Below are 26120 nucleotides of genomic sequence, written 5' to 3'. Positions count from 1 at the left end.
CCCCCTTTAATCATGCCAATTAGAAGAGGTGAAGAGATGAGTTCATTACAACGTACACCGCTCTACCCGCTTTATTCCGATTTTCCTTCGGCTCGCTGCATCGACTTCGGCGGCTGGGAGCTTCCCGTGCAATTTTCCGGCATTGTTCAAGAGCATGAAGCTGTGCGCAAGCAGGCTGGCCTGTTCGACGTTTCCCATATGGGCGAATTTATCGTCACAGGAGCAGACGCTGAAACCTTTATCCAGAAGATGACTACGAATGATGTAACCCGATTATCGGCTGGTCAGGCCCAATACACCCTAATGTGTTACGACAACGGTGGTACGGTTGATGATCTGCTTGTCTATAAACTGTCGGCGGATCAATTCATGCTGGTTGTGAACGCCTCCAACATCGACAAGGATCTCCAGTGGCTTCAGGATCATCTTACGGGTGATGTCATAATCCAGAATGTATCCGCAGAGACAGCGCTGATTGCAATTCAGGGACCTGACGCTGTAAACATCATGGCGCAGGCTACCTCCGAGGCACTAAGCGAGCTCCCTTCCTTCCATTTTATTCAGAACGCTCAAGTATGCGGCGCCACAGCGCTGCTGTCCCGAACCGGTTACACCGGGGAAGACGGCTTCGAAATCTACTGCTCCGCTGCAGATGCACCTGTCATATGGAGTGGTCTGTTAGCCGCCGGACAATCTTACGGACTCATTCCAACCGGACTCGGTGCACGTGATACGCTTCGCTTCGAGGCGAAATTGCCATTGTACGGGCAGGAACTTTCAAGCACGATTTCTCCGCTTGAAGCCAGCCTGGGTTTCTTCGTGAAGCTGGACAGCGGTGATTTCATCGGTCGGGAAGCGCTTCAGCAGCAGAAAAATGCGGGTGTGCCGCGTAAACTTGTCGGCATTGAACTCATCGACCGTGGCATTCCTCGCTCCCATTATCCTGTATTCAACAGTGAAGGTGAACCCATCGGCGAAGTAACAAGCGGTACTCAGTCCCCAACGCTCAAGAGAAATCTAGGCCTGGCCCTGATCGAAACCGCCTATACAAGCCTGGACTCCGAGGTATGGGTGGAAATCCGCGGTAAGAAGTTAAAAGCCAAAGTGGTCAAGACACCATTCTACAAAAGAGGAGCTGCCTTATCATGAAGCATCGTTACTTGCCTATGACCGATCAAGATCAGGCCGACATGCTTGCCGCAGTCGGTGCGGAGACGATCGAGGATCTGTTTGCCGATATCCCGAAAGCTGTCCGTTACAACGGAGTTCTTCCTATGTCGAAACGACTGGGTGAGCCGGAACTTCTGAAGCATATGCGCAGCCTGTCGGATCGCAATGCCGATTTCGATCGCTATACAAGCTTTCTCGGCGCCGGTTTATATGACCACCAAATTCCTGTTGTGCTCAATCATGTCATCTCCCGCTCCGAATTCTATACCGCTTATACGCCATACCAGCCGGAGATCAGTCAGGGCGAGCTTCAAGCAATCTTTGAATTTCAATCCTATATCTGCGAATTGACCGGCATGAAGGTGGCTAATGCCAGCATGTATGACGGATCTACGGCACTTGCCGAAGCTGCGGCGCTCGCCAGCGGGGCGACCAAACGCAAGAAAATCGTCATTTCCCGCGCTGTTCATCCAGAAGCACGGGAAATCGTACTCACGTCGGCTCATGGCCTCGACCTGGAAGTCGTTGAAGTCGGCATTGTGAATGGGGTTACCGACCAGGCAGCTCTCGCTGCCGCCATTACAGAAGATACAGCGGCCGTACTTCTGCAATCGCCGAATTTCTTCGGCTGCATTGAAGATGTGAAGTCGATCGAACCGTTGGTGCATGAGAAAAAATCGCTCCTTGTGCTAAGCGTGAATCCGCTCTCCCTTGGTTTGCTGGAATCTCCAGGCGTCCTTGGGGCCGACATTGTGGTCGGCGATGCTCAGCCGCTTGGTATTCCTGCATCTCTTGGTGGACCCACCTGCGGTTTTTTTGCGGTATCCGAACCGCTCATGCGCCGGATTCCCGGTCGTATTGTGGGTCAAACCGTTGACCAGGACGGCAAACGGGGCTTCGTGCTAACACTTCAAGCACGCGAACAGCACATCCGCCGCGAGAAAGCAACGTCGAACATCTGCTCGAATCAGGCCCTGCTCGCTTTGTGTGCGTCCGTTTATATGTCCACGCTGGGCAAAGCGGGCATGCAGGAGGTTGCACTTCTCAATGTGCGCAAATCCCACTATGCCGCTGAGCGTGCATCCCATGGGTCCCTCTCCCTTCCGTTCAGCTCTCCATTCTTCAACGAATTCGTAGTGAAGCTGCCAGAAGGAACTAACATCAAGGAGCTTAACTCGAAGCTGCTGGATGCGGGTTATATCGGCGGATATGATCTCGGTGTCTCCTATCCCGAGCTTCAAGGATGCATGCTGATTGCCGTAACCGAGCGGCGGACGAAGGAAGAAATCGACCAATTCATTGGCGAACTGGAGGCGATCGTATGAAACCGGAAAAAGCATTGATATTCGAACTCAGCAAGCCGGGGCGTGTCGCCTATTCCCTTCCTGAGTGTGACGTTCCGGAAGCGGACGCTGCGTCCCTCATCCCAGAAGATCTGCTTCGCAGCAAGCCGGCTGAACTGCCGGAAGTATACGAAGTAGATGTGATACGGCACTACACCGAGCTGTCGAGACGAAACTTTGGTATCGATAACGGCTTCTACCCGCTCGGTTCATGCACAATGAAATATAATCCGAAGATTAATGAGGATGTTGCCCGCTTTGCCGGTTTTGCCAAGATTCATCCGTACCAGCCTGAAGAAAGCATTCAGGGTGCTCTGGAGATGCTCTATACCCTTCAGAACGATCTGGCGGCCCTTACCGGCATGGATCAGGTAACGCTGCAGCCTGCTGCGGGTGCACACGGTGAATGGACGGGTCTAATGCTTATCCGTGCTTACCATGAGAGCCGCGGCGAGAAGCGCACCAAGGTGATCGTTCCCGACTCCTCGCACGGCACCAATCCAGCCAGTGCGACAGTAGCCGGTTACGACACCATCACGATCAAGTCCAACGAGCGCGGTATGGTGGATCTGAATGCTCTGCGCGCAGTTGTTGGCGACGATACGGCAGCCCTGATGCTGACGAATCCAAGCACACTGGGTCTGTTCGAGGAGCAGATCGTGGAAATTGCGGAAATCGTGCACGAGGCAGGCGGTCTCCTCTATTATGACGGAGCCAATTCCAATGCGATTATGGGTATTACCCGACCAGGCGACATGGGTTTTGACGTAGTTCATCTCAATCTGCATAAAACCATGAGCACCCCGCACGGCGGCGGTGGTCCGGGTGCTGGTCCTGTCGGTGTGAAGAGTTTGTTGATTCCGTTCCTGCCAAAACCGATTGTATCCAAACGCGAGGACGGCAGCTTCTATTGGGATTACGACCGGCCCCAGTCTATTGGCCGCGTAAAGGCATTCTATGGCAACTTCGGTATCCTGGTTCGGGCCTACACGTATATTCGCACTTACGGTCCAGACGGGCTCCGCCGCGTCTCTGAACTCGCCGTACTGAACGCCAACTATATGATGCATCGTCTGGCTCCATACTACGAGGTCGCTTACCCGGGGCTGTGCAAGCACGAATTCGTCCTGTCCGGCAGAAAGCTGAAAGAATACGGTGTACGTACTCTTGATGTTGCCAAGCGGCTTCTCGACTTTGGCTATCATCCGCCAACCATCTACTTCCCGCTGAACGTGGAAGAATGCATCATGATTGAGCCGACCGAGACGGAAAGCAAGGAAACACTCGACGGCTTCATCGACACGATGATCCAGATCGCCAAGGAAGCTGAAACCACTCCGGAGGTTGTCATCAACGCACCTTATACAACCGTGGTGAAGCGTCTTGACGAGACAACCGCTGCACGCAAACCGGTTCTGAACTGCACTTGCGGTTAATATAGGGTTTGAGCTGTTATATAAGAAAAGGTGCCCCTCGCCAGTTTCTGGCGGTTGGGCACCCTTTTTTGTGATATGGCATAATATGAACATTTATAAACACTTACATCTTCATCCACACAGGCTCTCCGTTCATGGCATCGATGAATTCCAGTACATGCGATTCAGTTGTTCCTTCCAGCTCTGCTCTCCTCTTGTAGACGGGATCATAGATTAATTTGTAGCATGATGTGTTGTCGTCACCGTCCATGAACCATCTAAGCGATACTTCGAGCTGATCCGCGTAACGGGCAAGCGCCTCCTCGGGCGAAACCATGGGCTCAAACCGGCAGGCCTCCAGCTCTACAATTCTCTCCTTCGACACACTGCGGTAGAGAAGGACTTCTCCTGTAATGGTACTTACGCTGATATGAACACGCTCGAGCCTGACCCTGTATTGATCAACAAATAACGGTAGATAGAAGTTCTCCCGCTTGCGCGGTTCAGCTGCGCCTTGTTCTTCCTCAAGCTCTTGATCCGCTACCGGCTCCTCTTCATCCCACTCCACTTCCAATTGCAAGTATGCCGCATATTCAGGGAAGAACCGCTGCAAGAATCGTTCTGCGACCCTCCAGCATTGCTCACGCGTTAACACCGCTTCACCCTCAGGGCTCCTTAGCTTATAATGCAGCCTTTCCAGATGGCCCGTCGATTTATCAATATGTACCATATAAGTTGCATCAAAGTTTCGAAGTGCATCTCCCCATCGTCTTTCCATGTATCCGTCAACGGATAACGGGTCCGTTGTGGGACAACTCTCCTGATCCGCCCCAGTTTCATCGTTCACGAGGTTTTTTTCAAAATATAATAGAATTAGGTTCTCCTCGTCTCCTCTAGGCCGATCCAGAACGTACCTTGTGGTATCTATGCCAAGCTGTGCCTCCCAGAAGCGAATCAGGCTTGTGTATCCATCCAAGGACATATTCTCCGTTTCGGGGTTTGAATGAGCCATCGCCTCAAGCAATGCTCCTTCAGTCCCCTTGGACGGCTGCTGTATCTCATCATGAGCAGGGGGAATTGGAACCGTAGGCGGCAGCAGATCGTGCTGCAGAGCAAACAAGGGCTCACCCGTCACGGCATCGATCTTGCGACGTCCTTGAACCGGTTCATAGACCAGACGATGCTGATCCTCATTCCCTTCCAGTTCGTACACAGACGGATATAATGTCGTAATGATTAACCCCATATGGATATCCTGAATGATTCGCTCCTTCGCTGCCTCAGGGGTGACGATTTCAGCAGGCCAACCGGGAAATTCCACCCCCGTGTATTCGTCCGCCTGATATCGGACCACATTTAAATTTTGATCAAGTCTGACTTCACATCCGGTATTAGGCAGAGGCAATCCTCCTACTTCGGCCCTGATTTCGACATCATAGCGGTTTCTCTTAAACTCAGCGTGAATAGAGGTCAACCCTTTATGATCCGGATGAAACTTGCTCATGAACGCTTTCGCGGCCTTCTTCGCCTGTTCAATTGCAACAGCCTCCTCCATCGATTCATGTGACTCCTGTTCGATTTCCAGCCTCATCAGCTGTCCGGTTTTCAAACTTAAAGATACCTCGATTTTATGATCTTTAAGCTGAGGATCCTCCCAAATAAACGTTCTTGCTCTTTCATTAAAACCCTTAGGGGTATTGTCCTCCATAACAAGTCTATAATGCTCAGGTATGAATGTTATTTTTCTAGCTGCCGTCAGAAGGGCGGTCATATCCATCGGCATAATCTCCACTCCGTTTCCTTCTCTATTAGAAAGTTCTGATTTATGATATAAAGTATATAATTATATTTCGCTACGTTCTACCAAGCTGACCAAATACGAAAGTTGCGGTGATGAAATGAATAACAAGGTCAATACCCTGGACATAAACCAGTATCTGGATCGTATTGGATACACCGGCCCAATTGTAAATAGTGCCTATATGCTTGCCAGATTGCAAGAGCAGCATGTGCACACCGTACCCTATGAAAATCTCGATATCCTGGACCGGATTCCCCTTTCGCTGGATATCCCCCATCTTTACGATAAAATCGTGACGAGGCACCGCGGCGGTTACTGCTTCGAGCTGAATGCCCTGTTTGGCTGGCTGCTGCAGGAGCTGGGTTTTGAGGTCACTCATTACTTCGGCCGCTTCTGGCGGGATGAAACCGATACTCCAGCCAAACGCAGGCATCATATTCTGCAGATAAATATCGGGGAGCAGCGCTTTATTGCCGATGTTGGTGTGGGAGGGGCAGGTCCGCGTCAGCCGCTGGAGCTGGTGGATGGCCTGGAACAAACCCAGGGCAATGAAACCTACCGTCTCGTACAAACAGAAGCATACGGCTGGATGCTTGAGGAGTGGAAGAAGGAAGCCTGGGATCCCGTATTCTCCTTTACGGATGAAACGAATCTCCCCCGAGATTTCATTACGACTTCATTCTGGTGCGAGCATGCTCCCGAATCGCCCTTTAACAAAACCGCCCGAGTATCCATCCGTACGGCAGAAGGCAGAAACACTGTTGACAATGACGAATTCAGAATCTACAAGCCCAGCGGCGTCCATTCCTTTAAGCCAGGCAACGAGCAGGAATATGCGAATGCGCTCAATACTTATTTTGGCATCAAAATTGCCAAGTCATAAACAAACCCGGGCTACCCTTACAGGAAACCCGGGTTCTTCATGTTAATATTCAATTTTGCGCTCGGCTGAGCTCCAAGCTTGAAAGGGCAGCAAATAATCATCGGTCTGAATCTGCTTCATGGGAATCGAACGCTGTTCCATGGGTGCTGCAATCTCGTCATATATAAAATGATCATCAAACCCGATCTCGGCTGCCTCTTTTTTGGTGCTTGCATAATAGACGGCGTCCGGTCTTGACCAATAGATAGCTCCCAGGCACATCGGGCAAGGCTCGCAGCTGGTATAAATCGTACAGCCCTTTAACTGAAAATCCTCCATATGCAGGCATGCTTCTCGTATCGCTTGCACTTCGGCATGAGCTGTAGGGTCATTCAGAGCAGTAACCAGATTCCGGCCTCTGCCTATCACTTTCCCCTCTTTAACGACAATCGCTCCAAAAGGTCCACCCTCCACATTCTGAACGTTTTGATGGGCTTCCTCGATGGCTATCTGCATCCAGTATTCATGATTAGGTTCGGTCATTGCGTTAAGCTCCCCTCTATGGTCTCTACTCTCTACGCTCCCGTGGTCACAATCCCTCTACATTCTCCTCGGGGCGATTATGTATAATCATAGCATATCTTCCCTCTGTCTCCTCGAATTTTCCAATATCCTAAATAAATGGATTGACGAAATTGTATACGAACGTATACAATCAAATTATGAGGTATACATACGTATACAATTAATTTTGAAGGAGGTCGTGCTGCATGCGAAAAGAGGATCAGGATATGCCGGGCCAGAACCGGGAGGAATTCCGCCATCGCGATAGCCACCGTCAGGGCGGGCGTCACGGAAGACGTCTTGAGGAACACCACGGCGGCAGAGAAGGCGGTAAGATGGCGCAGACGTTTCGCAGGGGGCGTGCGCTGTCTTTTCTAGACCATTTATATGTGAAACGGGATACCTTGAAGAAGCAGGTAAATGACCCCGACTTTCAAGCAATTAAAGACGTGGTCAGCGGAGAGCTGAAGGCCGTGGATCAGATCATTCACGAGTACATTCAAGCTTTTGAGTTGTATGATACGAAGCAGCCCAGTGACAGCCGTTAATGGCTGTTAGACATTGTTTATTCAAACCCATAACCCTGACAGAGGTATAACTTGGAGCGTGATGATACTTGATCAGAAAGTTTTTTTCGTACTATCGTCCTTATAAGGGATTGTTCATTCTTGATTTTACGTGCGCGGTCATCGCCGGACTCCTTGAGCTTGCTTTTCCGCTGGCCGTTAGCAAATTTATTGATGATCTGCTGCCAAGCCAGGATTGGCCGTTGATCCTTATCGCCTGTATCGTCCTGCTGTCCATCTATGCGCTGAACACCGCGCTGCAATATATTGTGACCTACTGGGGACATATGCTGGGCATTAATATTGAAACGGATATGCGGGAGAACATGTTCTCTCATATTCAGAAGTTATCCTTCCGTTTCTTTGACAACAACAAAACCGGCCACCTCATGGGCCGCATCACGAATGATCTGAACGATGTCGGAGAAGTAGCTCACCATGGGCCGGAGGATGTGTTTATTGCCATCATGACATTGCTCGGATCGTTCTCCCTAATGGCTTACATTAATCTGGAGCTTGCACTGCTAACCTTCATCATCGTGCCATTCATGGCATGGCTGATCATCAAATTCGGCGGGAGGATGACAACAACGTATAGACAATTGTTCGGGAATGTAGGGAATTTCAATGCCCGCATCGAAGACAACGTTGGCGGTATCCGTGTCGTTCAGTCGTTTGCTAATGAAGAACATGAGAAGAAGCTGTTTGCCGAGGAGAATAAGCAGTTCCGTGCCACCAAGCTGCTGGCTTACAAAACCATGGCAAAGAGCATGTCGGTCAGCTATATGCTAATGAGATTAATCACGGTGTTTGTTATGATCTGCGGTGCCTGGTTCTTTATCCAGGGCAAGCTTGAAATGGGTGAGTTCATGGCATTCCTGCTGCTCTCCAACATCTTCTTCCGCCCGATCGAGAAGATCAATGCGGTTATCGAGAGTTATCCCAAAGGCATTGCCGGCTTTAAACGTTACCTGGAGATTATGGAAACCGATCCGGAAATCGCGGATGCCCCTGATGCCGTTTCCCTCTCCTCCGTCCGGGGAGATATCCGCTTTGAAGGGGTAACCTTTGGATATGAGTCGTCAAGAACCATTTTGAATAACATTCACCTGTCGATTCGTGCCGGGGAAACCGTCGCGTTTGTCGGTCCTTCCGGTGCGGGCAAAACGACGATCTGCAGTCTGCTCCCCCGCTTCTATGAGGTGGAGCAAGGCAGCATTACGGTTGATGGAATCGATATCCGGGATGTCCAATTGCGAAGCCTGCGCAAGCATATCGGCATCGTGCAGCAGGATGTCTTCCTGTTCTCCGGCACGATCCGGGACAATATCGCGTATGGCGATTTACATGCAACCGATCATCAAATCTGGGAAGCCGCTCGGCGCGCATCGCTGGATGACCTGATACGCAGCCTGCCAGACGGCATGGAGACCATCATCGGGGAACGCGGAGTCAAGCTGTCCGGCGGTCAGAAGCAGCGATTATCCATTGCGAGAATGTTCCTTAAGAACCCGCCGATTCTGATCCTGGACGAAGCCACGTCCGCACTGGATACAGAGACGGAGGCCCAAATCCAGAAGTCGCTTGCAGAACTGTCGGTGGGCAGAACAACGCTGGTTATCGCTCACCGCCTGACCACGATTCAGAGTGCGGACCGGATTATCGTCGTGAATTCCGATGGCATTGCCGAACAGGGCACACATCAGGAATTGATTCATTCCGGCGGCGTGTACAGCCGGCTTCATCAAGTTCATTAAGCATATGAAAGAAGGATGGTTCCCGGTTGTAAGGGAGCCATCCTTTTTATGTTGCCAAGCACACTCTTCGCTTGCACCGAAGGCCTTACAAAATTTCAGCAGGACTGCACAACAGCATTCGTTCAAATTGTCCATGGATAAAAAAGTTGTTGCGAGGAAACATTAATGGCGTACCGCAATGACTATGGTTATAGGAGGCGCTTTATGTTCTACATCTACAGTATCGGCTTGCTCTTCGGCGGTCTGTCGATCATCAATCTCGTATTTTCATACCAAACCAAGCATATCCAGCATCTTTTCTGGCCTACGCTGCAGTTTCAGTTGTTCATGCTCCCCTTGTTCCTCATTGCCAATATGTGCATAGGATACGGGATCCGCTATGGATACAAAGCTACCGATCAATTAGGCTACACCCTCATCTTCTCTAAATGCCTGGAAATCCTGATTTCATTAGGAGTGGCTTACCTGTTCCTGAAGGAAGTTCCAACTTGGAAGAACTGGGTCGGCATCGGAGTCATTGCGGTTGGCATCTTCCTTGTTAAACAGAAATAGACACACCATGCACCGGTTTCTTTTGCCGGAATCTTAAATTTCGTGTCCTCTTCATCCCTTAAACCGTATTGGAGATTGGTATCATCTGCGGCTATACTTACGTTCTCTTCCCCATCCAGCCTTGCTCAAAGGCATAGCGGGTAAGCTGAACCCGATTCTCCAAATGCAGCTTTTGCAAAATATTTTTCAGATGATTCTTGACCGTATTCTCGGATATGCACAAGGCGACAGAGATATCGCGATTGGACAAACCTTCGGCCACGCGGCCCAGAATTTCTCTTTCCCGTGCGGTTAGCGGACTGTTGCCTGGATCCGGTTTCTCTTGCTGCGAGAACTCCTTCAGTATTCGAAAAGCGAGTTCACGGCTCATCGGCGCTTCGTCCACGGCTATAGCTTTCAGATATTCATGCCACGATTCAGGATTCAGGTTCTTTAACAGATACCCCTGCGCTCCGCGCTTCAAGGCATCAAACAGATGGGCGATATCATCGGATACCGTGACCATCACGATTTTAACGTAAGGAAACTTGTCCTTGACCTGCTTGGTCGCTTCTAGTCCGCCCATTCCAGGCATCTGAATATCCATCAGGATGATGTCAGGCATCCATTTCTCCGTGAGCTCCAGGGCTTCCTCGCCGCTCTGCCCCTCAGCTACCACCTCAAAGGTAGAATCACTGCTCAAGATGGTGCGGATTCCTTCTCTCGCAAGATCGCTGTCATCGATGATTAATACCCGAAAAGGCTGTTTATTCATTAGGTGATCTCCTTCCGAATGCTAATAATCGTTTTGTTATGCAGTCTTTCCATCATGAATTTCCAGCCCATGGCCTCTGCCCGGTCTCTCATAATTTTGATCCCGTATCGGTTGCTGCTGAGCGGCTTGTTCAACTCAAAGCCCCTTCCATCGTCGCTGACGGAACATTTCCAGCCTGAGTCCGTTTCTACCGCCGTTATGCATACATGCTTTGCTTCGGCGTGTTTATGGATATTCAATAAGGATTCCCTTATTGAGGCCAGAAGCTCCACTTTTTCCTTGGCAGACAGCATCGTGTCCGGAATATCCCACTGTATATCAAATTGGAGGTTGGTCTCCTGCTTAATTTCAGTTATCAGACTGTTCATGCTCTGCATCCAGGAGACCGACTCCGGATCTATAGGGTATCTGAGATTGGCGATTGCCTCTCTCACATACGTATTGGCACGATGCACACTCTCTTTGACCTCCTGATACGGAAGTTCCCCGGAGTCTCCGATGGCCTCCATCCGATCGATCTGAGCATTCAGCAAAAACAGGGATTGTGCAATGCCATCATGAAGCTCGCGGGCAATTTTCTCCCGCTCCTGCAGGGATGCATGCAGCGCCCGGGCTTCATTCAGCTCCGCCTGGTTACGCTCTATCAACGAGAACAGCTGCGTCAGAAACAGAATGGATACCAAAAACACAATCACCGGCGCAAGCCAATTCCCTAAATCCATCGATATATAAGGCAGCAGGAACTCATGGCGAACATACTCCCAGATGCCAATCGTCAAGGTTGGAATGATTAAGATCAACCATTTCATTTGTTTATAGGACATGTTATTTCCCGCCTTCGTTAATTTCATGACTTATCTCGTGATGTCTGGTCAAGCTCGTTATTCCCTCATTGTAATCAATATCATTATATATCGGTATGGCTCCAAAGAGCTATTGGAGATCGGATTGGCTTGACTGAACCCGCTGCATAAGACCCAGGATACGGCTGTAATCATCCAGCTCGCCGACGACGCGATCAACCATGATGCCGTTCTTATCGATCAGAATTGTCGCTGGCAAACCTGTGATGCGGTACAGGCGTTTCACTTGATTGTCCTGATCCAGCAAGATCTTGAATTCCAGATCATAGCGTTCTGCAAACCGCTCTACGATGGCTGCGTCTTCTCCGACATTGACGGCCACCACCTCCACGCCATGCATTTTCTTGGAAGCCTCGTTCATAAGAGGGAGCTCGTTAACACAAGGGTTGCACCAGGAAGCCCAGAAATTGAGCAATACCCCCGATCCCCTGAAATCACTCAGTTGTATCTCCTTTCCGTCCATCGTGGTTAACGTAAAATCAGGGACTTCATGGCCGATTCGAACATCGGCTTCGTTAGCGGTGTATGTAAGAACCGACTTCATTGTCAGAATGACAATGAGGATCAGTGCACCCCCTAACAACAGGTGCCGGATCACTCGAATATTTCCTGTGGAAATTTTGCGAATCATATTGACCTCCTTTAAGCATCATCAAAATATTGTCAAAAACCGATGAAAATGACTACTTCGAGCCATAGGTGCTAGATAGAGTCGCATCTATAATAACAATTGTAAGAAAAATTCCAGTTTAACAGGGAGTAATGATTGATGAAAAGTATGTTAGAAGAGGATGCTATCACCCCAGCAACAAGATCCAAAAAACCGCGTGTCCGTTGGACGACTTCCCTTTATCAGTCGGTATGGAGATGGCATTTTTATGCTGGTATTATTTTCGCACCGTTTCTGATTATTCTGGCGTTCAGCGGGTCCATGTATCTGTTCAAGCCGCAGATTGAAGGGTACTTGTACAAGGACATGCTCACTGTACGCGAAGTGGGCTCGCAGGCACTCCGTCCATCCGAGATCATTGCCAAGACAGAGGGTGCTTATCCGGGTACCAAGATATCCTCGATCACCCTGCCTGATCACCCGGAGTCCACGTTCAGAATGTCGGCCATACGCAATGAACAATCCGTTATCCTGTATGCCGATCCCTATTCAGGCACGATCCGCGGGATTCAGAACAGCGACCAAACCTTCTCCGCTTTCTTCAAAAAAATGCACAGCCAATTGCTGATGAGCGGAACATGGCCGAACCGGCTCGTCGAGCTATCAGCCTGCTGGGCCGTCATCCTTGTCATTACAGGTCTCTATTTATGGTGGCCGCGCAATAAATCAGCGATATGGGGTACGCTGCTCCCCCGATTAGGCAAACGAGGCAGCCGCACATTCTGGCGTGATCTCCATGCCGTCCCTGCTTTTTGGCTGTCCATCAGCATCGTGATTCTCATCCTCAGCGGACTTCCGTGGTCAGGCGTACTGGGTAAACAAATCGATCGGTTTGCCAATGCCACGCATACCAATTATCCCCCGTATGCATTAGGTTTTATGGACAAGCCCCAATCGGTTACGGTCGCAAAAGATGTTGCCGAAGACATTCCATGGGCCGCCGAGAACATTCCGGTACCTGCATCGATGAGCGGCAGCTATATCCGTTTGGATGTTAATGAAATGACCGGAATCGCAGACCAGAAAAACGTTCAGAAGCCTTACACCATCTCCATGCCGAATGGAAACAGCGGGGTGTATACCATCTCTACCGACCATAAGAAGCCAGGTCTTAATGCTACGCTGCATGTCGATCAGTATAGTGGAGCCATCCTGACCGATGTTCGGTTTCAGGATTATGGCATCATGGCCAAAGCGATCACGCTCGGCATTGCCTTCCATGAAGGACGATTGTTCGGGGTTGCGAATCAGATTCTTGGCCTCTTGACCTGCATCGGCATCATGCTTATCGCGATCAGCTCCTACTTCATGTGGCGTAAACGCAAGCCTTCAGGGAAGCTTGGAGCACCGGGCCGAGCGAAGGACAAACGACTGACCATAGGGGTGCTGGCGATTATGCTGTGCTTTGGGGTGATCATGCCGCTGGTCGGTGTATCCATTCTGGTTGTCTTGCTGCTCGATGTACTGATCATTCGTCATATTAAACAACTAAAACACTGGTTTACAGCCTAGGAGGAGTTGCGCAAATGCCATCTAAAATAAAAACAGCTGTATTCGGTTTGTTGCTCATGATGCTCTTGCTGTGCGGATGCACTTCCCATGATCCGTCCCCATCGGCAGACGGCCTTCTCCCTCACCTGTCGGTTGACTTACAGATCACAACAAGGGCGGATTCGGACAACAACAAAACCTTCTCCGTTGCCATCGAGCACAATGAACAACCGTTCCAGGATGCCGATCGGGTGCAATTTGAAATTTTCCCTGAGAACGATCCGGAAGCTGTACAAATGGTTGAGGGTCACCAAACGAAACCGGGACTCTATGAAGCCAGCCAGAAACTGGATAAGGGACTCTATGTTGTAACGTGCCGAGTCCATTCGAAGGATTATCAGGTGATGCCTTCCCGGTATTTTGCGATTGGCAATGAAGCAGTCGAGAAGCTAGCTCTAATCGAACAGTCCCTTAAGGGTGACGCTGTCCAGACTCCTGACGGAGGAGGACACCACCATCATTAAGTACATACGATAAGCAAAAGAGCCGTCGTGAGCAGGTCAACTGTCACTTACGGCTCTTACTCATCTGGGACCATCGGCTATACCGAATAAATAATCGAATGCTTTCTCCATGCCTGATGAACCCAACTGCTGCCGAATATCTTCACCGGACCCTTCGAAACGAATCGCGCCTTCCTTGAGAAATAATATTCGATCTGCCAAAGCCTCCGCGATGTGGAGCTGGTGTGTTGAGAACAACACCGTCTGACCTCGGTACGCCGCTTCGCGAACCATTTCCACAAAGCTTTGCATCCAATAGGGATCCATACCGTTCGTGGGCTCATCCATGATGATAAGAGGGGACTGCCCCAACAATACTTGCGCAAACAAAACGCGCTGCCGCATCCCCTTGGAGAAGGAGGAGACCGTTTTGTTTCCGGTATGCTCCAATCCGACCCGGGCAAGCATATCATCGCCGTGCTTTGCCGTCAGTCCCTTAAGTTTAGCCCAGAAGGCCATCGTCTCCCTTGCCGTCAGTCCAGGACTGAATCTGTAATCGTCAGGCATATAACCGATAAGTTCCGCATATCCTCTGCGGTTCTCCTTCCAGCTCCAATCCCCTACCCGGATGTCCCCGCGGGTGGGCTGGATGATTCCGGCCAGCATCCGGAGAATCGTACTCTTGCCGGCGCCGTTTCCTCCCAGGAGAGCCACAACCTGTCCCCTTGGAATCTTCAGGTTTAGCTGGTTGACGATGATCTGACCCTTGATCGTTTTGCCTACATCAGTCATTTGTACAAATGTTTCACTCATCGCGCTCTCCCCCTCTCCCACAGCCAGTGAGTCAAACCGGTTGATGCCCCTACCCAGACCAGAATGGCTATGATATAACCCGCCGAACCCATCGGCTGCCGAATCCATCGGACCCAATCGTAATACTGCGGTCCGAGAACGGAGCCGCCGCCTAGTTTCACCACAGCAAATATCCGCGACAATTCTGCAGGATTAAACAAGGTAAACACAGAAATGCTGGGTTTTATCCAACCGTAAGGCATCATGCCAAGCACCGCAATAAGCAGAGGTGACCATGCGATAATGGCGAAAAACCATACCGCAACAGCAACGGTCAATGCTTGCCAGCGATTGACAGCCACGGTGCCGATCAGAAAGGATACCGCCAGAAACATAAGCGCCAGACTGATCGAATAGCCATATAACAGAATGTAAGTATGTGCGTCCAGACCTCTGCCCGTGATCCACCCCATAACGGCCGACAGGCCAAAGCCGAAGGAAACAAGAACAAACAGAACGACAGCAAGCCCCGCAAACTTCCCTAATATAAAAGACAACGTTCGGAGCGGATAAGACGATAGAAGCTCCCAGCTTCCGTCCTCCTTATCGCCTGTCAGGGAGAACGCGCCCAGCATCAACGTCATCAGCGGAAGCAGGTACAATATCAAATTCAGCATGGTACCCGTTATGCTGGAGTATCCCTCCACATAGCCGCCGTTATTAATAAGCAGCAAACATAACATAAACAATCCAAACAGTCCCATGAATGAATAGGACCACGGATTGCGAAACCCCATCTTCATTTCTCTGACGGCAATATGCACCGCATCATTTACCATGATGTTCTTCTTCCTTGTGGGTCTCTTCCGCATCAGCTGTTTCTTCAGTGTGGGAATGGTCATGTGATCCCATATCCATCATGTCTCGGTTGACTTCCCAGGAATGGTCCTCCAATTGTTCGGCTGTCATGAGTTTGCCTGCGCCTTGTTCCTTCATGAACGCCTCGGCCTCCGTTTTTTGTTCAAACGAAACCAGACCGTATGCCATCGGTGTTTTGATGGATGCATCATAAACGTAATAGGCTTTTTCGTATTTCAGCCATTGGCTGCTGTTATAATCCCTGACAAACGTAGCGCCTACCGTATCGGTACCATTTTGCGTGATCCATTCATTCATGCAGCCAATATCATCAAATTTTAGCGACTGACCGTCAGTCGTGATGATTTGAGTCGCAAATACGTCATCTTTTATCGCCATGTTACAAATAACGCAGCGATCGGTTTCTTCATTAATAGCCTGCGGTTTATAGTCCTTGCTCCCACAAGCGGTCATCAGCCAAACGGCCAATATACACAGCGCAGTTAGCGAAACCCGGTACGATTTGGAACTTCTTGTCCATTTCATCATTCTCTTCTCCTTGCCCATTGTAAAATAGATAACGTTAAGATCAATAAAGCTGCTCCGATAAGTCCGCTTGCGGTAGACGAAGCTTTTTGGCCGGAAGTTTGATCAGAGGTCAACGGAACCATGAGCGGTTCCTCATCGGAGGTCCAGGTATTCTGGTCAGCCTGGTACAGCCCTTCCAGAAATACCATGCTCGGTGATTGGAAGAAAAGCTGGAATGCCGGTCGTTCTTTAATAAGCCCCTGAAAAAAAGGATTGATCGCATACGCAATGTTGCTGATGCCGTCGCCGTCCGTGTCAATCCCTTGGAACGAGTCCCAATAATTACGATCAAGTGAATTGTTGGCGCTGTCCTGGGCCAATGTTTCGGTAACATTCCCGGACAGGGTATTGCCCGTGATGAGGTTGTCCCGTGCACCCAAGAGCTGAATGCCGATAAAATTATTCGCAATCTCATTATTCTCCATCCGATTGTTCTCGGATTGTTCCAGATACAGACCCACCCGGTTTCCAATCACCTTATTGTCCTTAAATAGAGAGTCCTGTACCTGAAAGATCAGGATTCCTTGCGAGTTTACGTTCTCGCTTTGTTTTCTGAACACGTTCCCGGTTAACTCTACCTCACGGCTCGCCATGATCATCGCCCCGGTATAATTGAAATTCCCTTGGTTATTCTGAATAACGGCTCCTTTTGAATACATGCTGTGAATCCCGTAACGGGAATGTTCAATCACATTAAAGGTCAGTCGATTGTCATCACTATTCTCCATATAGATCCCATCATGCACTCGCTGAATCGTATTATCGCGAATGATGTTCCGATGCGAATTATACAAGTCGATCCCGTTTCCCTTATCAAACAGCTTCACGGCCCGGTCTGCCGCCGAGTCACTCCACTGAATGATATTGCTCCTGAATTGCCCATCATTCGCATCCTCGAGGACTATGCCTTGTGATGCTGTCTGAATATTCATGTTCTCCACAACGGTGCGGTCCCCTGTTATGAGAAGCGCAGGAATTTTAGATGGAGACTCGTTAATGATCTGAATACCCGAAATTTTCACATCATCTGCTGCAATATGTATGACTGACCTCGTGTTAGGGTTGGCGTTTACGATGGATACGCTTCCTTCCGTCTCCGCTTCCAGCGTAATCTTCTTCGATAGTATTAATGACCCTTCATAAACCCCGGATGGAACCCGGATGCGCTCCCCTGGGTGCGCCTGATCTATCAGGGCTTGCAGCTCGCCAGTGCTCGAAGTTGTATTGGCCAGTTCTGCTTCGGCAGTTGAGACAGAGATGATTGCCTGTCCTATCAAGACGGCTGCAACCATTGTGAAACAGAGGATTGCGGTTTTATTTCGCCTTCTTGTCAACATATCGCATCGACACCATGAACTGGACGAATGCCAAAGACCATCACTCATTTCCCTCCCTGCTCGTATTGGAATGAACTGATTATATCAATGGAATTGAATTTGTCCTATGACCATATCGAGCTATATGCTAACGAAATCGTCTCTGATTTATGGACAGATTTTTCACAATTATGGGGTCATCTTCAGCCCTGAGATATTCCCTCACAGTGCTATGCACTGTAATAACCTATTTACAATCGGAGTACATATCGCTTATAAAGAGGTAAAGGTATCCATTCATTCCATTTCCGATGAAGGGGGCTGCCGTTGCATGGAGCAAAAAATTGCAGTGATCATTATACACGGATTGGGAACACAGAAAAAAGATTATGCGGATAAATTTATGCAGAAATTAAAAGAAACCTTCTCTCGAACATCCGGAATTCCGCATGATCAATTGGCAATGGAAGCCGTGCATTGGGCCGATGTTTTTGCGTCTCGTGAAGATGAGTTAATCCGCAGCAGCATAAAGCCTTATCGTTTGCGTTACCAGCAGCTCAGGCAGTACGTCATTCATAATCTGGCGGATGCGGTAGCTTATCAGCCCGTGGAATCCGAAGACCAGAACTACGAAGCCGTCCATCGGACCATCAGTGAAGCCCTCCACAGACTAACCTTATCCGCCGGTCCCCATGCTCCGTTATGTGTCATCTCGCATAGCCTGGGGAGCGTGATCGCAAGCAATTTCTTCTATGATCTGCAATTCTCCTCCCGCGGACACCGTCTGGTCATTGACCCGAAATCTCCCTTGGAGCGAGGCGAACTGCTGACGTTGTTCTACACTCTGGGTACTACCTTGCCCCTGTGGAGCATGCGCTACCGTGACTTTGACAGACCGATCGAGGTTCCTTCCGAGCAGTTGAAGAACTACCATCACCAGCTTCTCGGCGAATGGGTTAATTTCTATGATGCAGACGATATCCTCGCATACCCCCTCAAAAACGTAAATGAAGAATATGATCGCACCGTGCGTAAAGATGTGGCCGTTAATGTTGGAAACTGGTTGACAAGCTGGAATCCGCTCGCTCACAGCGGTTATTTCTACAGCAAACCGATACTGGAATATATCGCCTCTAATTTAGAAGCTACTTGGCGTGGAATCAATCAACTTTAACAAGATAAATAAGCAATGCCGCAAAGACGAAAGGTCTTTGCGGCATTGCTATGATGCGGGACAATGAACGCTACCCGTTATGAGCTTGCTCTTCTCACCCTGTTTCTTCACCGTACCACAGCTGACGGAAGCTCTCGCTTGAACGCAGCAGCTGCTCTGCTGTACCTTCAGCTTCGATTACTCCACCGTTTAATACTATGATATGGTCGGCATGATGAAGCGCCGCCTTCCGATGAGACACAACAAGACATGTCGCGCCGTCTCGATCGCGGAAGAGCCGCTCCCATAACTTCCGCTCTGTCTCCACATCGAGTGCGCTGGACAAGTCATCGAACACATACAACTGTGCGTCCCGCACCAGCATTCTGGCGGCAGCAGTCCGCTGCGCCTGACCGCCGGACAGCTTCACCCCGCGCGGACCGACCATCGTCTCCAGACCATATTCCAGATGCTTCATATCATCTTCCATAACGGCTGCATAAAGCGCGCGATCCAGGCTTCCCGGCTGTTCGGATATTCCAAGCAGGATGTTGTTGCGCAGTTTGTCGCTATACAGCCTGGGTATCTGAGCGGTGTAAGCACTTTGAGGTGGAATGAAGAAATCCGCTGGCTCTGCAACCTTCTCGCCGTTCCACCGAATTTCACCGGCTTCAGCCGGCAGCAAGCCCAGCAGTGTGCGAACCAGTGTCGTTTTGCCGCTGCCAATCATCCCCGTAACAACGGTAAAGGAACCGCGTTTCAGCGTGAAGTCAATGTCCGAGATGCCGCGTCCGGTTTCAGGATATTGATAGGAGAGTCCCCGTACTTCCAATATCGAGAGGGGAGGTGCCTGAATATAAGTGCTCTCCCCTCCGTCTTCAGCCATGGAGATGGCTGAGTTCTCCATCATCCCCATAGCCTCTGAATCCCGTTCAGCCACACGACTTCCGGTTTCTTCGCCATGGCTCCTGCGTTTGCCCTTAACTCGACCGATACCGATATAGTTGGCTGCTGTAAGCAGTGACGCAGGCGCCCCTTGCAGCATCGTTTTAATCCGCTGAAAGCTGACCGCCATCTGTTTGTAATAGGTCATGAAGTTGCCTACGTTGGATATGAGCTGGGTAACAAAAGTTAAATAATATACAAAGAGAGACAGGTCACCGACCGTAAAATCGCCATTCCGCATCTTGAAGCTGGCAAGGACAAGAATCAGCCCTGTACCCAAATTGACAGAGTTGGTGAATATGGAGGACAAGGTTTCCGTTAACAGCTTATCCTTAACCATCGATTGACGCCGTTTCTCACTAAGGCTTACGAACCGGTCGACTACGCGTTTCTCGGCGCCAGCCACCTGAATGGCCTGGACATTGGCAAACATTTCACTGATCGCCCCGGTTACCTTAGCCGTTGATTCCCGGCTTGCCGCCCTGTATTTCTGAATGCGTGCCGTTGCGATTTGTGCTGCGGTTACCACCAGAATTAACGGGACAAATACGAGAATCGTAAGCTGCAGATCAATGGAGATGAGAATCCAGCTGGCAACCATAACAAAACCGATCAGTCCCAGAGTATCCACCGACCAGCTGGTGGCTTCTTCGGCCTGATCAACATCATCTCGGAAATTGCTAATTGCTTCCCCGGGGGAACATGGAATTGCCCGTGCTCCCGGTTCTTTCATAACATGGGACAGCATATTGCGGCGCAGCAAGGTGCTGATACGGAACCGAAAATGCACGTCTGTCATAAATCCGCCGTAGATAAGTGCGATCCGGGCTAAAGCTGCACCAATCAGAAGCACCGCAATCGCCCAGACTCCGTAAGGGAAAGTATATGTACCCTCCAGATGATCGAAGAAGGCCTTGGTCAGCAGTCCGGGAACCAGCGGTGCCATATGAATGAGGGACCATGCCAGCAGGTTCAAAAGATATAGACCGGGGCGGTAAAGAATCAGCCGCCAGAAAAAATGTCTTGTTTTCATGCCAGCACCTCCTCCATTCCAACGGCAAGCATGCGGCTAAACCGCGACTGCGGATCTGAAGCAAGCTCATCCCGGCGTCCGCTCTCAAGCGTTCTTCCATTCTCCAGAATGAGAATGCGGTCGGCACGTTGGACGGTAGCCAGACGATGTGCAATGATGATGCACGTCTTCTCCTGCAGCAAACGCGTAATGGCTGCTTCAATCCGGTATTCGGTTAACGGATCGAGTCGCGATGATGCCTCATCAAGGATAACGAGGCCTGGATCCGTCAGGAACACGCGTGCGAATGCCAGCAGCTGGGCCTCGCCTGCAGACAGGCTGCCACCGCCTGAGGCGAGGTTCGTATCTAATCCATTCGGAAGGGAGGCATACCAATCCCCGAGACCGAGTTCTTCCAGAACGGACACGATATCGCTGTCAGCGATTCCCTCATCAAACAAAGTCAGATTGTCACGGACCGTCCCTTCAAGAATCTCAATATTTTGCGTGACCATGGCAACTTTTCGACGCAATTCATGGAGCTTGCAGCCCCGGATATCCATTCCTGCAAGCTCGATGCTCCCCTCCTGGGGATCATAGAATCGCAGCAGCAGGCGTGCAATCGTTGTTTTACCGCTGCCTGTACGCCCTAACAATCCTAACGTCTGCCCAGGCTCCAGACGCAGCTGCAGATCTTCAAGCGTCGCTTTCCCACCTTCTTCATACGCAAACTTCAGATTGCGGAATTCCACTGACAACGGACCAGACGGAAGCTGAGCTCCCGGGCCGTCTTTAATCAGTGATTCGGTCGCGAGCAGTTCCCGGACCCGCATCAAACTGGCATCTGCCTTTTGCAGATCCTCCAGCTGGGTACGGATCTTCTCGATCGGCTTCGCAAGGAGTTCCGTGTAATAGAAGACAAGATAAATGGAACCGATCGTCAAGCCGCTCTGTCCATTCTTCCACAGAATGAAGCACACAATAAAAGCGGCGGCATTTCCGAGCGCAAACACCAATATCGTTGTACTCCACATCAGAAAAAATCCAATGAACGCCCGAACGCGAACCGGCAGCATGCGTCTGGCCATCTCATAGAATCGGTTCATGACATATCCTGCGGCTCCATTGGCTCGCGTATCCTCCGTACCTTCGAGGTGCTCTCCAATGAATCCATAGAAGTCCGCATTCAGCTCGCGCCACCGCTTCCATACCGGTATGGCAAACTGCCGTATCCGTTGAATAACGTAGATGCTTCCGATAACAAACACCGTCATCACAAATCCGATCCAGAAGTTCTCCCGGTACAAAAGTGCCAATATCCCGATCATGAGGATCAGATTGCCGAACAAATGGATAATGAAACTGGAGAAAAAATTAGCAAGTGCGTTGACGTCGCCGTCCACCCGCTCGATTAACGAGCCTGACGTTTTCGTTTTGTGAAAACTCATATCCAAAGAGAGACAATGCTCCGCCAATTCAGCACGCAGCTTGTTAGTTGTCGTCCAGCCCAGGTTCTCGCTGTAGTAGGCCGCCGCAATGGATACGCCTTGCTGAAGCAATGAAAATACGATAAAAAAACCGGCCGCGTAATAAAGGGAGGCCATGCTGCCCTCTCCTTGTGCCGTATCGATAAAATACCGGATGATCTGCGGATTAATCAGCTGCAGTCCAATGGAAAATAACAGCAGCCCCGTTAAAGCTGCCAGCAGCCTTTTGTGAGGGAATACATATCGGACAAGCATGTCCCGGTAGACACCAACACCCGCGGTCCTTCGCTTGCTTTTTAACATTTGATCGCTTTGCATTCGTACATAATCCCTCCCGCTTCGAGTAACACGTCGTAGGAAGCTGCTTCACAGCAATCCCGTTCAAACTATTCGGATTACACAGCGACAGAAGATTGAATAAGATCATGCCATTACCTTCCGTAATCCATCAGGAACATCGCTATGCTGCCTTTTCTAATAGCTGGTTCATTTCCGATCCTTATCGTTCATTCCTCCGCCCCCATCACTTGAAGTCAACGTTTAAACAACCCTATTGATAATAATAAGCTTACTGGGAAGATATGACAAGAACGTGGGTTCCCGTTTTTCAAAAAAATCACAGCAATCTTGAATTCATCTAATTAATATTTAATGATGTAAATTAAATTGCAATTGAAAGCCCCCCTCCCCCAGCCTTTATCCAATCATATAAAAAAGCCCTGGCTCCGAATGGCGGATCCAGGACTGCTGACGCTTTAATTGCTATTGGAATACATTGAACTCGCGAACCGACCACCAGTTTGATGCGGTGCCCGTCTGTACAACTTTGATGTAGCGTGCATTTTGACTCGCAAAATTCACCGTAATCACAGGTCCGTTTCCGCTGCCGCTGGAAACTGCATTTCCCCAACTCGTTCCGTCATTGGATACATAGACTTCATAACCGCGGGCATAATCCTCATCGCTGCCCGTGGAATCCATCACAATCTTGCTAAAGCTCTTCGCGCTTTTCATATCAACGACAAAGTATTGGCCCGGCGCCATGGCTGCACCCGTGCTCCAGCGTGTCGACATATTGCCATCCAGGAGGTTGGCTGGTATATCTCCACTGGAAGGTGTAGACGCTGCGGTCCAAGTGGTACGGTCAAGCGCAGCGCCTCCCCCCGTATTCTCCGAACCGTACACATTCAACTCGGTAATCGACCACCAGCTGGAGGCCGTACCGGTCTGTACTATCTTAATATACCGTGCATTTTGATTCGCAAAATTCACCGTAATCACAGGTCCGTTTCCGCTGCCGCTGGAAACCGCATTGCCCCAATTCGTGCCGTCATTGGATACAAAGACTTCATACCCACGGGCATAATCCTCATTGCTGCCCGTGGAATCCATCACGATTTTGCCAAAGCTTTTTGCGGCCTTCATATCCATGACAATGTATTGTCCAGGTGCCATCGCGGCTCCAGTGCTCCAGCGTGTCGACATATTGCCATCGAGCATATACTCAGGCACATCCCCGCTCGTTGGAGAGGAGATGACGGTCCAGCCGCTTCGGTTCAGCGGCAAGCTGCCACCGCCACTGTCTGGAGCCGTTACGGCTGTTACCGTGCTGCTGTAATCCGATAGATTGCCTGCTGCGTCCTTAGCCCTTACAGCATATTGATATGTCGTTGCGGCAGCTAATCCGTAATCGGCGTAAGAGGTTTGTGCTGCGCTGCCAACCAGGACTCCATTACGGTAAATGTCATACCCGGTTACACCCATATTATCCGTCGCAGCGGTCCAGCTCAGATTGATTTGGCTGCTGCTGACAGCCGCTGCCGCTAAGTTCCCGGGTACCGTTGGCGCTGTTGTATCACCGGAACCGCTGCCAGCGTATTCGACTACCGTTTGCCGCATGGCTTCAGCAGGCGAGTTCGCATACACTTTTCCGCCTGTATTATTAATGACATGCGTGATTTCACTGCCTGGTACTCCGTTAAGCCAGATGGTGGTGGCATGGTGAATTTTGACGCCGGGCACATTCGGCACTTCAATGGCGCTTTGAAGTTTCACAGCGGCGTCTCTGAAATACGAGTACACGCCAAGCCCCCACGCTTCATGGCTGGTGACGTGATCAGCCACCTTATACGAGGCAAACCCGTTAACGCTTCCGTTCTTGCTCATCCAAGAGGGTTGGTTAGGAACATCGTAAGGGATTTCCGACTGATAGAAATATAGTCGACCCCCGTTTCCGTTCCATACCGTCTGATATTCGTTATGGTGTTCGTTAAACAGTCCGTACAACGTCACGTTGTTGCCGTTAACGACAAGACCATTCTTGGACACATTGGTGTTCCAGGCTGCCCCGGCACCGTGGTCTGCGCGCCAGATCCAGAAGTGATCGCCAATCACGTTGTGGCTGTTGATGACAATGCCTTTATCGTATTTCCCGCTAGTGGCTCCTCCGGTTCTTACTGTAATATCATGGAGCGATGTCGGATTAGCAGCATGCAATCCCGAGCTTCCATTCGGGCCAATTTCGAGCATGACGGGAGATTCCTGAGGCCCTGCATCAAGGACCAGACCCGCTATTTTTACACCGTCCACGTCCGCAACCGACATCGCCGCTTTTCCATTGTCCGGGATGAGCGTAGGGAGTCCAATCCCCAGTACAACCGTGTTCGGGTTATTGACCCGAATCGTATCGTTCAGATGATAATTTCCCGGTGTAAACAGCAGATGTTTGCCTTGGCTTAGCGCACTGTTAATGCTGGCTGCTGTTGCTGTTCCAGGCTGCGCAATATAGAATTGATCGATGGATATCGATTGGCCCGGTGTCGAACCATTCGCCCAGCTGACCCCTTTGCTGTTAGTTTGAAGCGAGGGAACAAACACCTGATACTGTCCGGCCTGATTAACGTAGAGGTATGGTTTCTCGCGAATTACCGGCGTTCTGTCAACCACGGTATACGGAGGATCAGGAAATTGCCCGGTCGGTGTATTGTTGCTGCCCACGAACACCATATTCCAGACTCCATTGTTCCAGTTGGCCCACTGACTGTTCCGCGAGAACCATTGCTGCTGGGAGGCGGGTACCACAATGCCGTCAACCATGGAATCTGCCAAGAATCCCCCGCTGGCCCAGCCTGCATTCCAATTGTTATCAAAATCAAACAGATCCAGCTCGCCCTTAATATGGAGACGCCGCAGGGGAGCTGCCTGAGAGACCGCAATTTGCGTTTTGCCGCTGGATGGAGTAATACTCAGATTCTCGATGGCACGCCAGAAGTTACGCGTTGCATTCCCGTTGTCCCAGTCCGCATTGACATTCAATCCCCCGGTAATATTAACGTCCGATGGATTCTGTCCCAAACCGGCTACATGCGTATAAAATCCGACATTAAAATTAACGTTATACGATCCCGGCTTAAACAGGAAAGCGTACCGGTTGCTGCTGAACTCATTCGATTCCATCTGACTGAACACGGTGTTTGTGATATTGTTTATTTCGGCGACAGGAGTTGAAGGATCAAATACATATACATTCGGTCCAAAAATACTTGAATTCGCAGCGGTTACTTCGACATCTGCCGCTTCCGTGGCGGCGGGGTTCACTGAATATAAACCGAGTACGATAGCCAGAATGGATATCGATGAAACGAACCGTTTCATGTTC

Annotated in this window: 22 protein-coding genes; 10 read left to right on the top strand and 12 right to left on the bottom strand. The window is 50.1% G+C overall.

Annotated elements, in window-relative coordinates:
* The first annotated feature begins 36 nt into the window (after window positions 1-36).
* Genes gcvT through gcvPB form a run of 3 tightly spaced genes read left to right on the top strand, consistent with a single transcriptional unit; the run spans window position 37 to window position 3949 of the window.
* Window positions 37-1149 (top strand): glycine cleavage system aminomethyltransferase GcvT, encoded by a 1113-nt coding sequence (gene gcvT / locus PGL02S_RS00550; protein ID WP_036639351.1) that lies wholly within the window; start codon window positions 37-39, stop codon window positions 1147-1149.
* Entirely contained in the window at window positions 1146-2495 is a 1350-nt protein-coding gene (gcvPA, locus tag PGL02S_RS00545; protein ID WP_036639353.1) for an aminomethyl-transferring glycine dehydrogenase subunit GcvPA, read from the top strand. Before gcvT ends, gcvPA begins: the two co-directional genes overlap by 4 nt.
* Window positions 2492-3949 carry an aminomethyl-transferring glycine dehydrogenase subunit GcvPB gene (gcvPB, locus tag PGL02S_RS00540; RefSeq protein ID WP_036639355.1) on the top strand — a complete coding sequence of 486 codons (1458 nt, stop codon included), beginning with the start codon at window positions 2492-2494 and terminating at the stop codon, window positions 3947-3949. Before gcvPA ends, gcvPB begins: the two co-directional genes overlap by 4 nt.
* Before the next feature lie 103 nt (window positions 3950-4052).
* On the opposite strand, the gene PGL02S_RS00535 is transcribed toward gcvPB, so the two are convergent.
* Entirely contained in the window at window positions 4053-5711 is a 1659-nt protein-coding gene (locus tag PGL02S_RS00535) for a YcdB/YcdC domain-containing protein (protein WP_036639533.1), read from the bottom strand.
* A 115-nt stretch (window positions 5712-5826) separates the two neighbouring features.
* Here PGL02S_RS00535 and PGL02S_RS00530 point away from each other — a divergent pair, with 115 nt between their 5' ends.
* Window positions 5827-6612, top strand: a complete 786-nt coding sequence (locus tag PGL02S_RS00530; protein WP_036639357.1) for an arylamine N-acetyltransferase family protein — start codon at window positions 5827-5829, stop codon at window positions 6610-6612.
* A 42-nt stretch (window positions 6613-6654) separates the two neighbouring features.
* On the opposite strand, the gene PGL02S_RS00525 is transcribed toward PGL02S_RS00530, so the two are convergent.
* Window positions 6655-7134, bottom strand: coding sequence for a nucleoside deaminase (locus tag PGL02S_RS00525; RefSeq protein ID WP_036639359.1), 480 nt, complete (start codon window positions 7132-7134; stop codon window positions 6655-6657).
* A gap of 227 nt (window positions 7135-7361) precedes the next feature.
* On the opposite strand from PGL02S_RS00525, the gene PGL02S_RS00520 reads away from it, so the two are divergent.
* From PGL02S_RS00520 to PGL02S_RS00510, 3 genes are all read left to right on the top strand, one after another.
* Window positions 7362-7703: a hypothetical protein gene (locus PGL02S_RS00520; protein WP_006210797.1), complete on the top strand. Its 342-nt coding sequence runs from the start codon at window positions 7362-7364 to the stop codon at window positions 7701-7703.
* 68 nt (window positions 7704-7771) lie between these two features.
* On the top strand, window positions 7772-9478 hold the full coding sequence (locus tag PGL02S_RS00515) for an ABC transporter ATP-binding protein (RefSeq protein ID WP_036639361.1): 1707 nt from the start codon (window positions 7772-7774) through the stop codon (window positions 9476-9478).
* Window positions 9479-9682: 204 nt separating this feature from the next.
* A complete protein-coding gene (locus PGL02S_RS00510; RefSeq protein WP_006210800.1) occupies window positions 9683-10030 on the top strand; it encodes a hypothetical protein in 348 nt (115 codons plus the stop codon).
* Between the two features lie 97 nt (window positions 10031-10127).
* On the opposite strand, the gene PGL02S_RS00505 is transcribed toward PGL02S_RS00510, so the two are convergent.
* From PGL02S_RS00505 to PGL02S_RS00495, 3 genes are all read right to left on the bottom strand, one after another.
* Window positions 10128-10784 carry a response regulator gene (locus tag PGL02S_RS00505; protein ID WP_036639363.1) on the bottom strand — a complete coding sequence of 219 codons (657 nt, stop codon included), beginning with the start codon at window positions 10782-10784 and terminating at the stop codon, window positions 10128-10130.
* Window positions 10784-11608 carry a sensor histidine kinase gene (locus tag PGL02S_RS00500; protein WP_006210802.1) on the bottom strand — a complete coding sequence of 275 codons (825 nt, stop codon included), beginning with the start codon at window positions 11606-11608 and terminating at the stop codon, window positions 10784-10786. The genes PGL02S_RS00505 and PGL02S_RS00500 overlap by 1 nt, the downstream gene beginning before the upstream one ends.
* A 109-nt stretch (window positions 11609-11717) precedes the next feature.
* Window positions 11718-12278: a redoxin domain-containing protein gene (locus tag PGL02S_RS00495; protein ID WP_006210803.1), complete on the bottom strand. Its 561-nt coding sequence runs from the start codon at window positions 12276-12278 to the stop codon at window positions 11718-11720.
* A gap of 138 nt (window positions 12279-12416) precedes the next feature.
* On the opposite strand from PGL02S_RS00495, the gene PGL02S_RS00490 reads away from it, so the two are divergent.
* Together PGL02S_RS00490 and PGL02S_RS00485 are read left to right on the top strand one after the other, a co-directional pair.
* Window positions 12417-13829: a PepSY-associated TM helix domain-containing protein gene (locus tag PGL02S_RS00490; protein ID WP_036639367.1), complete on the top strand. Its 1413-nt coding sequence runs from the start codon at window positions 12417-12419 to the stop codon at window positions 13827-13829.
* A 14-nt stretch (window positions 13830-13843) separates the two neighbouring features.
* Complete coding sequence (locus PGL02S_RS00485) at window positions 13844-14332, top strand: FixH family protein (RefSeq protein ID WP_006210805.1); 489 nt, start codon at window positions 13844-13846, stop codon at window positions 14330-14332.
* 60 nt (window positions 14333-14392) lie between these two features.
* Here the strand turns inward: PGL02S_RS00485 and PGL02S_RS00480 are convergent, their stop codons facing one another.
* From PGL02S_RS00480 to PGL02S_RS00465, 4 genes are read right to left on the bottom strand one after another with little or no spacing between them, the layout of a single operon-like run.
* Window positions 14393-15124 (bottom strand): ABC transporter ATP-binding protein, encoded by a 732-nt coding sequence (locus PGL02S_RS00480; RefSeq protein ID WP_006210806.1) that lies wholly within the window; start codon window positions 15122-15124, stop codon window positions 14393-14395.
* Window positions 15121-15942, bottom strand: a complete 822-nt coding sequence (locus PGL02S_RS00475; protein WP_006210807.1) for an ABC transporter permease — start codon at window positions 15940-15942, stop codon at window positions 15121-15123. Before PGL02S_RS00475 ends, PGL02S_RS00480 begins: the two co-directional genes overlap by 4 nt.
* Window positions 15932-16507: a nitrous oxide reductase accessory protein NosL gene (locus tag PGL02S_RS00470; RefSeq protein ID WP_006210808.1), complete on the bottom strand. Its 576-nt coding sequence runs from the start codon at window positions 16505-16507 to the stop codon at window positions 15932-15934. Before PGL02S_RS00470 ends, PGL02S_RS00475 begins: the two co-directional genes overlap by 11 nt.
* A complete protein-coding gene (locus PGL02S_RS00465) occupies window positions 16507-17886 on the bottom strand; it encodes a right-handed parallel beta-helix repeat-containing protein (RefSeq protein WP_036639370.1) in 1380 nt (459 codons plus the stop codon). The genes PGL02S_RS00470 and PGL02S_RS00465 overlap by 1 nt, the downstream gene beginning before the upstream one ends.
* A gap of 310 nt (window positions 17887-18196) precedes the next feature.
* Here PGL02S_RS00465 and PGL02S_RS00460 point away from each other — a divergent pair, with 310 nt between their 5' ends.
* Window positions 18197-19039, top strand: coding sequence for a hypothetical protein (locus PGL02S_RS00460; RefSeq protein WP_036639372.1), 843 nt, complete (start codon window positions 18197-18199; stop codon window positions 19037-19039).
* 94 nt (window positions 19040-19133) lie between these two features.
* On the opposite strand, the gene PGL02S_RS00455 is transcribed toward PGL02S_RS00460, so the two are convergent.
* The 3 genes from PGL02S_RS00455 to PGL02S_RS00445 form a co-directional block, all read right to left on the bottom strand.
* Window positions 19134-20996 (bottom strand): ABC transporter ATP-binding protein, encoded by a 1863-nt coding sequence (locus PGL02S_RS00455; protein WP_006210811.1) that lies wholly within the window; start codon window positions 20994-20996, stop codon window positions 19134-19136.
* Window positions 20993-22765, bottom strand: coding sequence for an ABC transporter ATP-binding protein (locus tag PGL02S_RS00450; protein ID WP_036639544.1), 1773 nt, complete (start codon window positions 22763-22765; stop codon window positions 20993-20995). The genes PGL02S_RS00455 and PGL02S_RS00450 overlap by 4 nt, the downstream gene beginning before the upstream one ends.
* Before the next feature lie 459 nt (window positions 22766-23224).
* A complete protein-coding gene (locus PGL02S_RS00445; RefSeq protein ID WP_036639547.1) occupies window positions 23225-26116 on the bottom strand; it encodes a discoidin domain-containing protein in 2892 nt (963 codons plus the stop codon).
* Window positions 26117-26120: the final 4 nt, after the last annotated feature.

Source organism: Paenibacillus glucanolyticus NBRC 15330, assembly GCF_004000885.1.
Taxonomy (GTDB): domain Bacteria; phylum Bacillota; class Bacilli; order Paenibacillales; family Paenibacillaceae; genus Paenibacillus_AQ; species Paenibacillus_AQ glucanolyticus.
The sequence above is the reverse complement of the archived record's forward strand: the minus strand, read 5'-3'. Positions and strand labels throughout refer to the sequence as shown.

Excerpts from the sequence above, each read along its gene's own strand:
- PGL02S_RS00450 (WP_036639544.1), bottom strand. The coding sequence starts at position 22,765 with ATGTTAAAAAGCAAGCGAAGGACCGCGGGTGTTGGTGTCTACCGGGAC.
- PGL02S_RS00465 (WP_036639370.1), bottom strand. The coding sequence starts at position 17,886 with ATGTTGACAAGAAGGCGAAATAAAACCGCAATCCTCTGTTTCACAATG.
- PGL02S_RS00460 (WP_036639372.1), top strand. The coding sequence starts at position 18,197 with ATGGAGCAAAAAATTGCAGTGATCATTATACACGGATTGGGAACACAG.
- gcvPA (WP_036639353.1), top strand. The coding sequence starts at position 1,146 with ATGAAGCATCGTTACTTGCCTATGACCGATCAAGATCAGGCCGACATG.
- PGL02S_RS00485 (WP_006210805.1), top strand. The coding sequence starts at position 13,844 with ATGCCATCTAAAATAAAAACAGCTGTATTCGGTTTGTTGCTCATGATG.
- PGL02S_RS00510 (WP_006210800.1), top strand. The coding sequence starts at position 9,683 with ATGTTCTACATCTACAGTATCGGCTTGCTCTTCGGCGGTCTGTCGATC.
- PGL02S_RS00520 (WP_006210797.1), top strand. The coding sequence starts at position 7,362 with ATGCGAAAAGAGGATCAGGATATGCCGGGCCAGAACCGGGAGGAATTC.
- PGL02S_RS00470 (WP_006210808.1), bottom strand. The coding sequence starts at position 16,507 with ATGAAATGGACAAGAAGTTCCAAATCGTACCGGGTTTCGCTAACTGCG.
- PGL02S_RS00475 (WP_006210807.1), bottom strand. The coding sequence starts at position 15,942 with ATGGTAAATGATGCGGTGCATATTGCCGTCAGAGAAATGAAGATGGGG.
- PGL02S_RS00495 (WP_006210803.1), bottom strand. The coding sequence starts at position 12,278 with ATGATTCGCAAAATTTCCACAGGAAATATTCGAGTGATCCGGCACCTG.
- PGL02S_RS00530 (WP_036639357.1), top strand. The coding sequence starts at position 5,827 with ATGAATAACAAGGTCAATACCCTGGACATAAACCAGTATCTGGATCGT.
- PGL02S_RS00490 (WP_036639367.1), top strand. The coding sequence starts at position 12,417 with ATGAAAAGTATGTTAGAAGAGGATGCTATCACCCCAGCAACAAGATCC.
- PGL02S_RS00505 (WP_036639363.1), bottom strand. The coding sequence starts at position 10,784 with ATGAATAAACAGCCTTTTCGGGTATTAATCATCGATGACAGCGATCTT.
- gcvPB (WP_036639355.1), top strand. The coding sequence starts at position 2,492 with ATGAAACCGGAAAAAGCATTGATATTCGAACTCAGCAAGCCGGGGCGT.
- PGL02S_RS00455 (WP_006210811.1), bottom strand. The coding sequence starts at position 20,996 with ATGAAAACAAGACATTTTTTCTGGCGGCTGATTCTTTACCGCCCCGGT.
- gcvT (WP_036639351.1), top strand. The coding sequence starts at position 37 with ATGAGTTCATTACAACGTACACCGCTCTACCCGCTTTATTCCGATTTT.
- PGL02S_RS00500 (WP_006210802.1), bottom strand. The coding sequence starts at position 11,608 with ATGTCCTATAAACAAATGAAATGGTTGATCTTAATCATTCCAACCTTG.
- PGL02S_RS00480 (WP_006210806.1), bottom strand. The coding sequence starts at position 15,124 with ATGAGTGAAACATTTGTACAAATGACTGATGTAGGCAAAACGATCAAG.
- PGL02S_RS00535 (WP_036639533.1), bottom strand. The coding sequence starts at position 5,711 with ATGCCGATGGATATGACCGCCCTTCTGACGGCAGCTAGAAAAATAACA.
- PGL02S_RS00445 (WP_036639547.1), bottom strand. The coding sequence starts at position 26,116 with ATGAAACGGTTCGTTTCATCGATATCCATTCTGGCTATCGTACTCGGT.
- PGL02S_RS00525 (WP_036639359.1), bottom strand. The coding sequence starts at position 7,134 with ATGACCGAACCTAATCATGAATACTGGATGCAGATAGCCATCGAGGAA.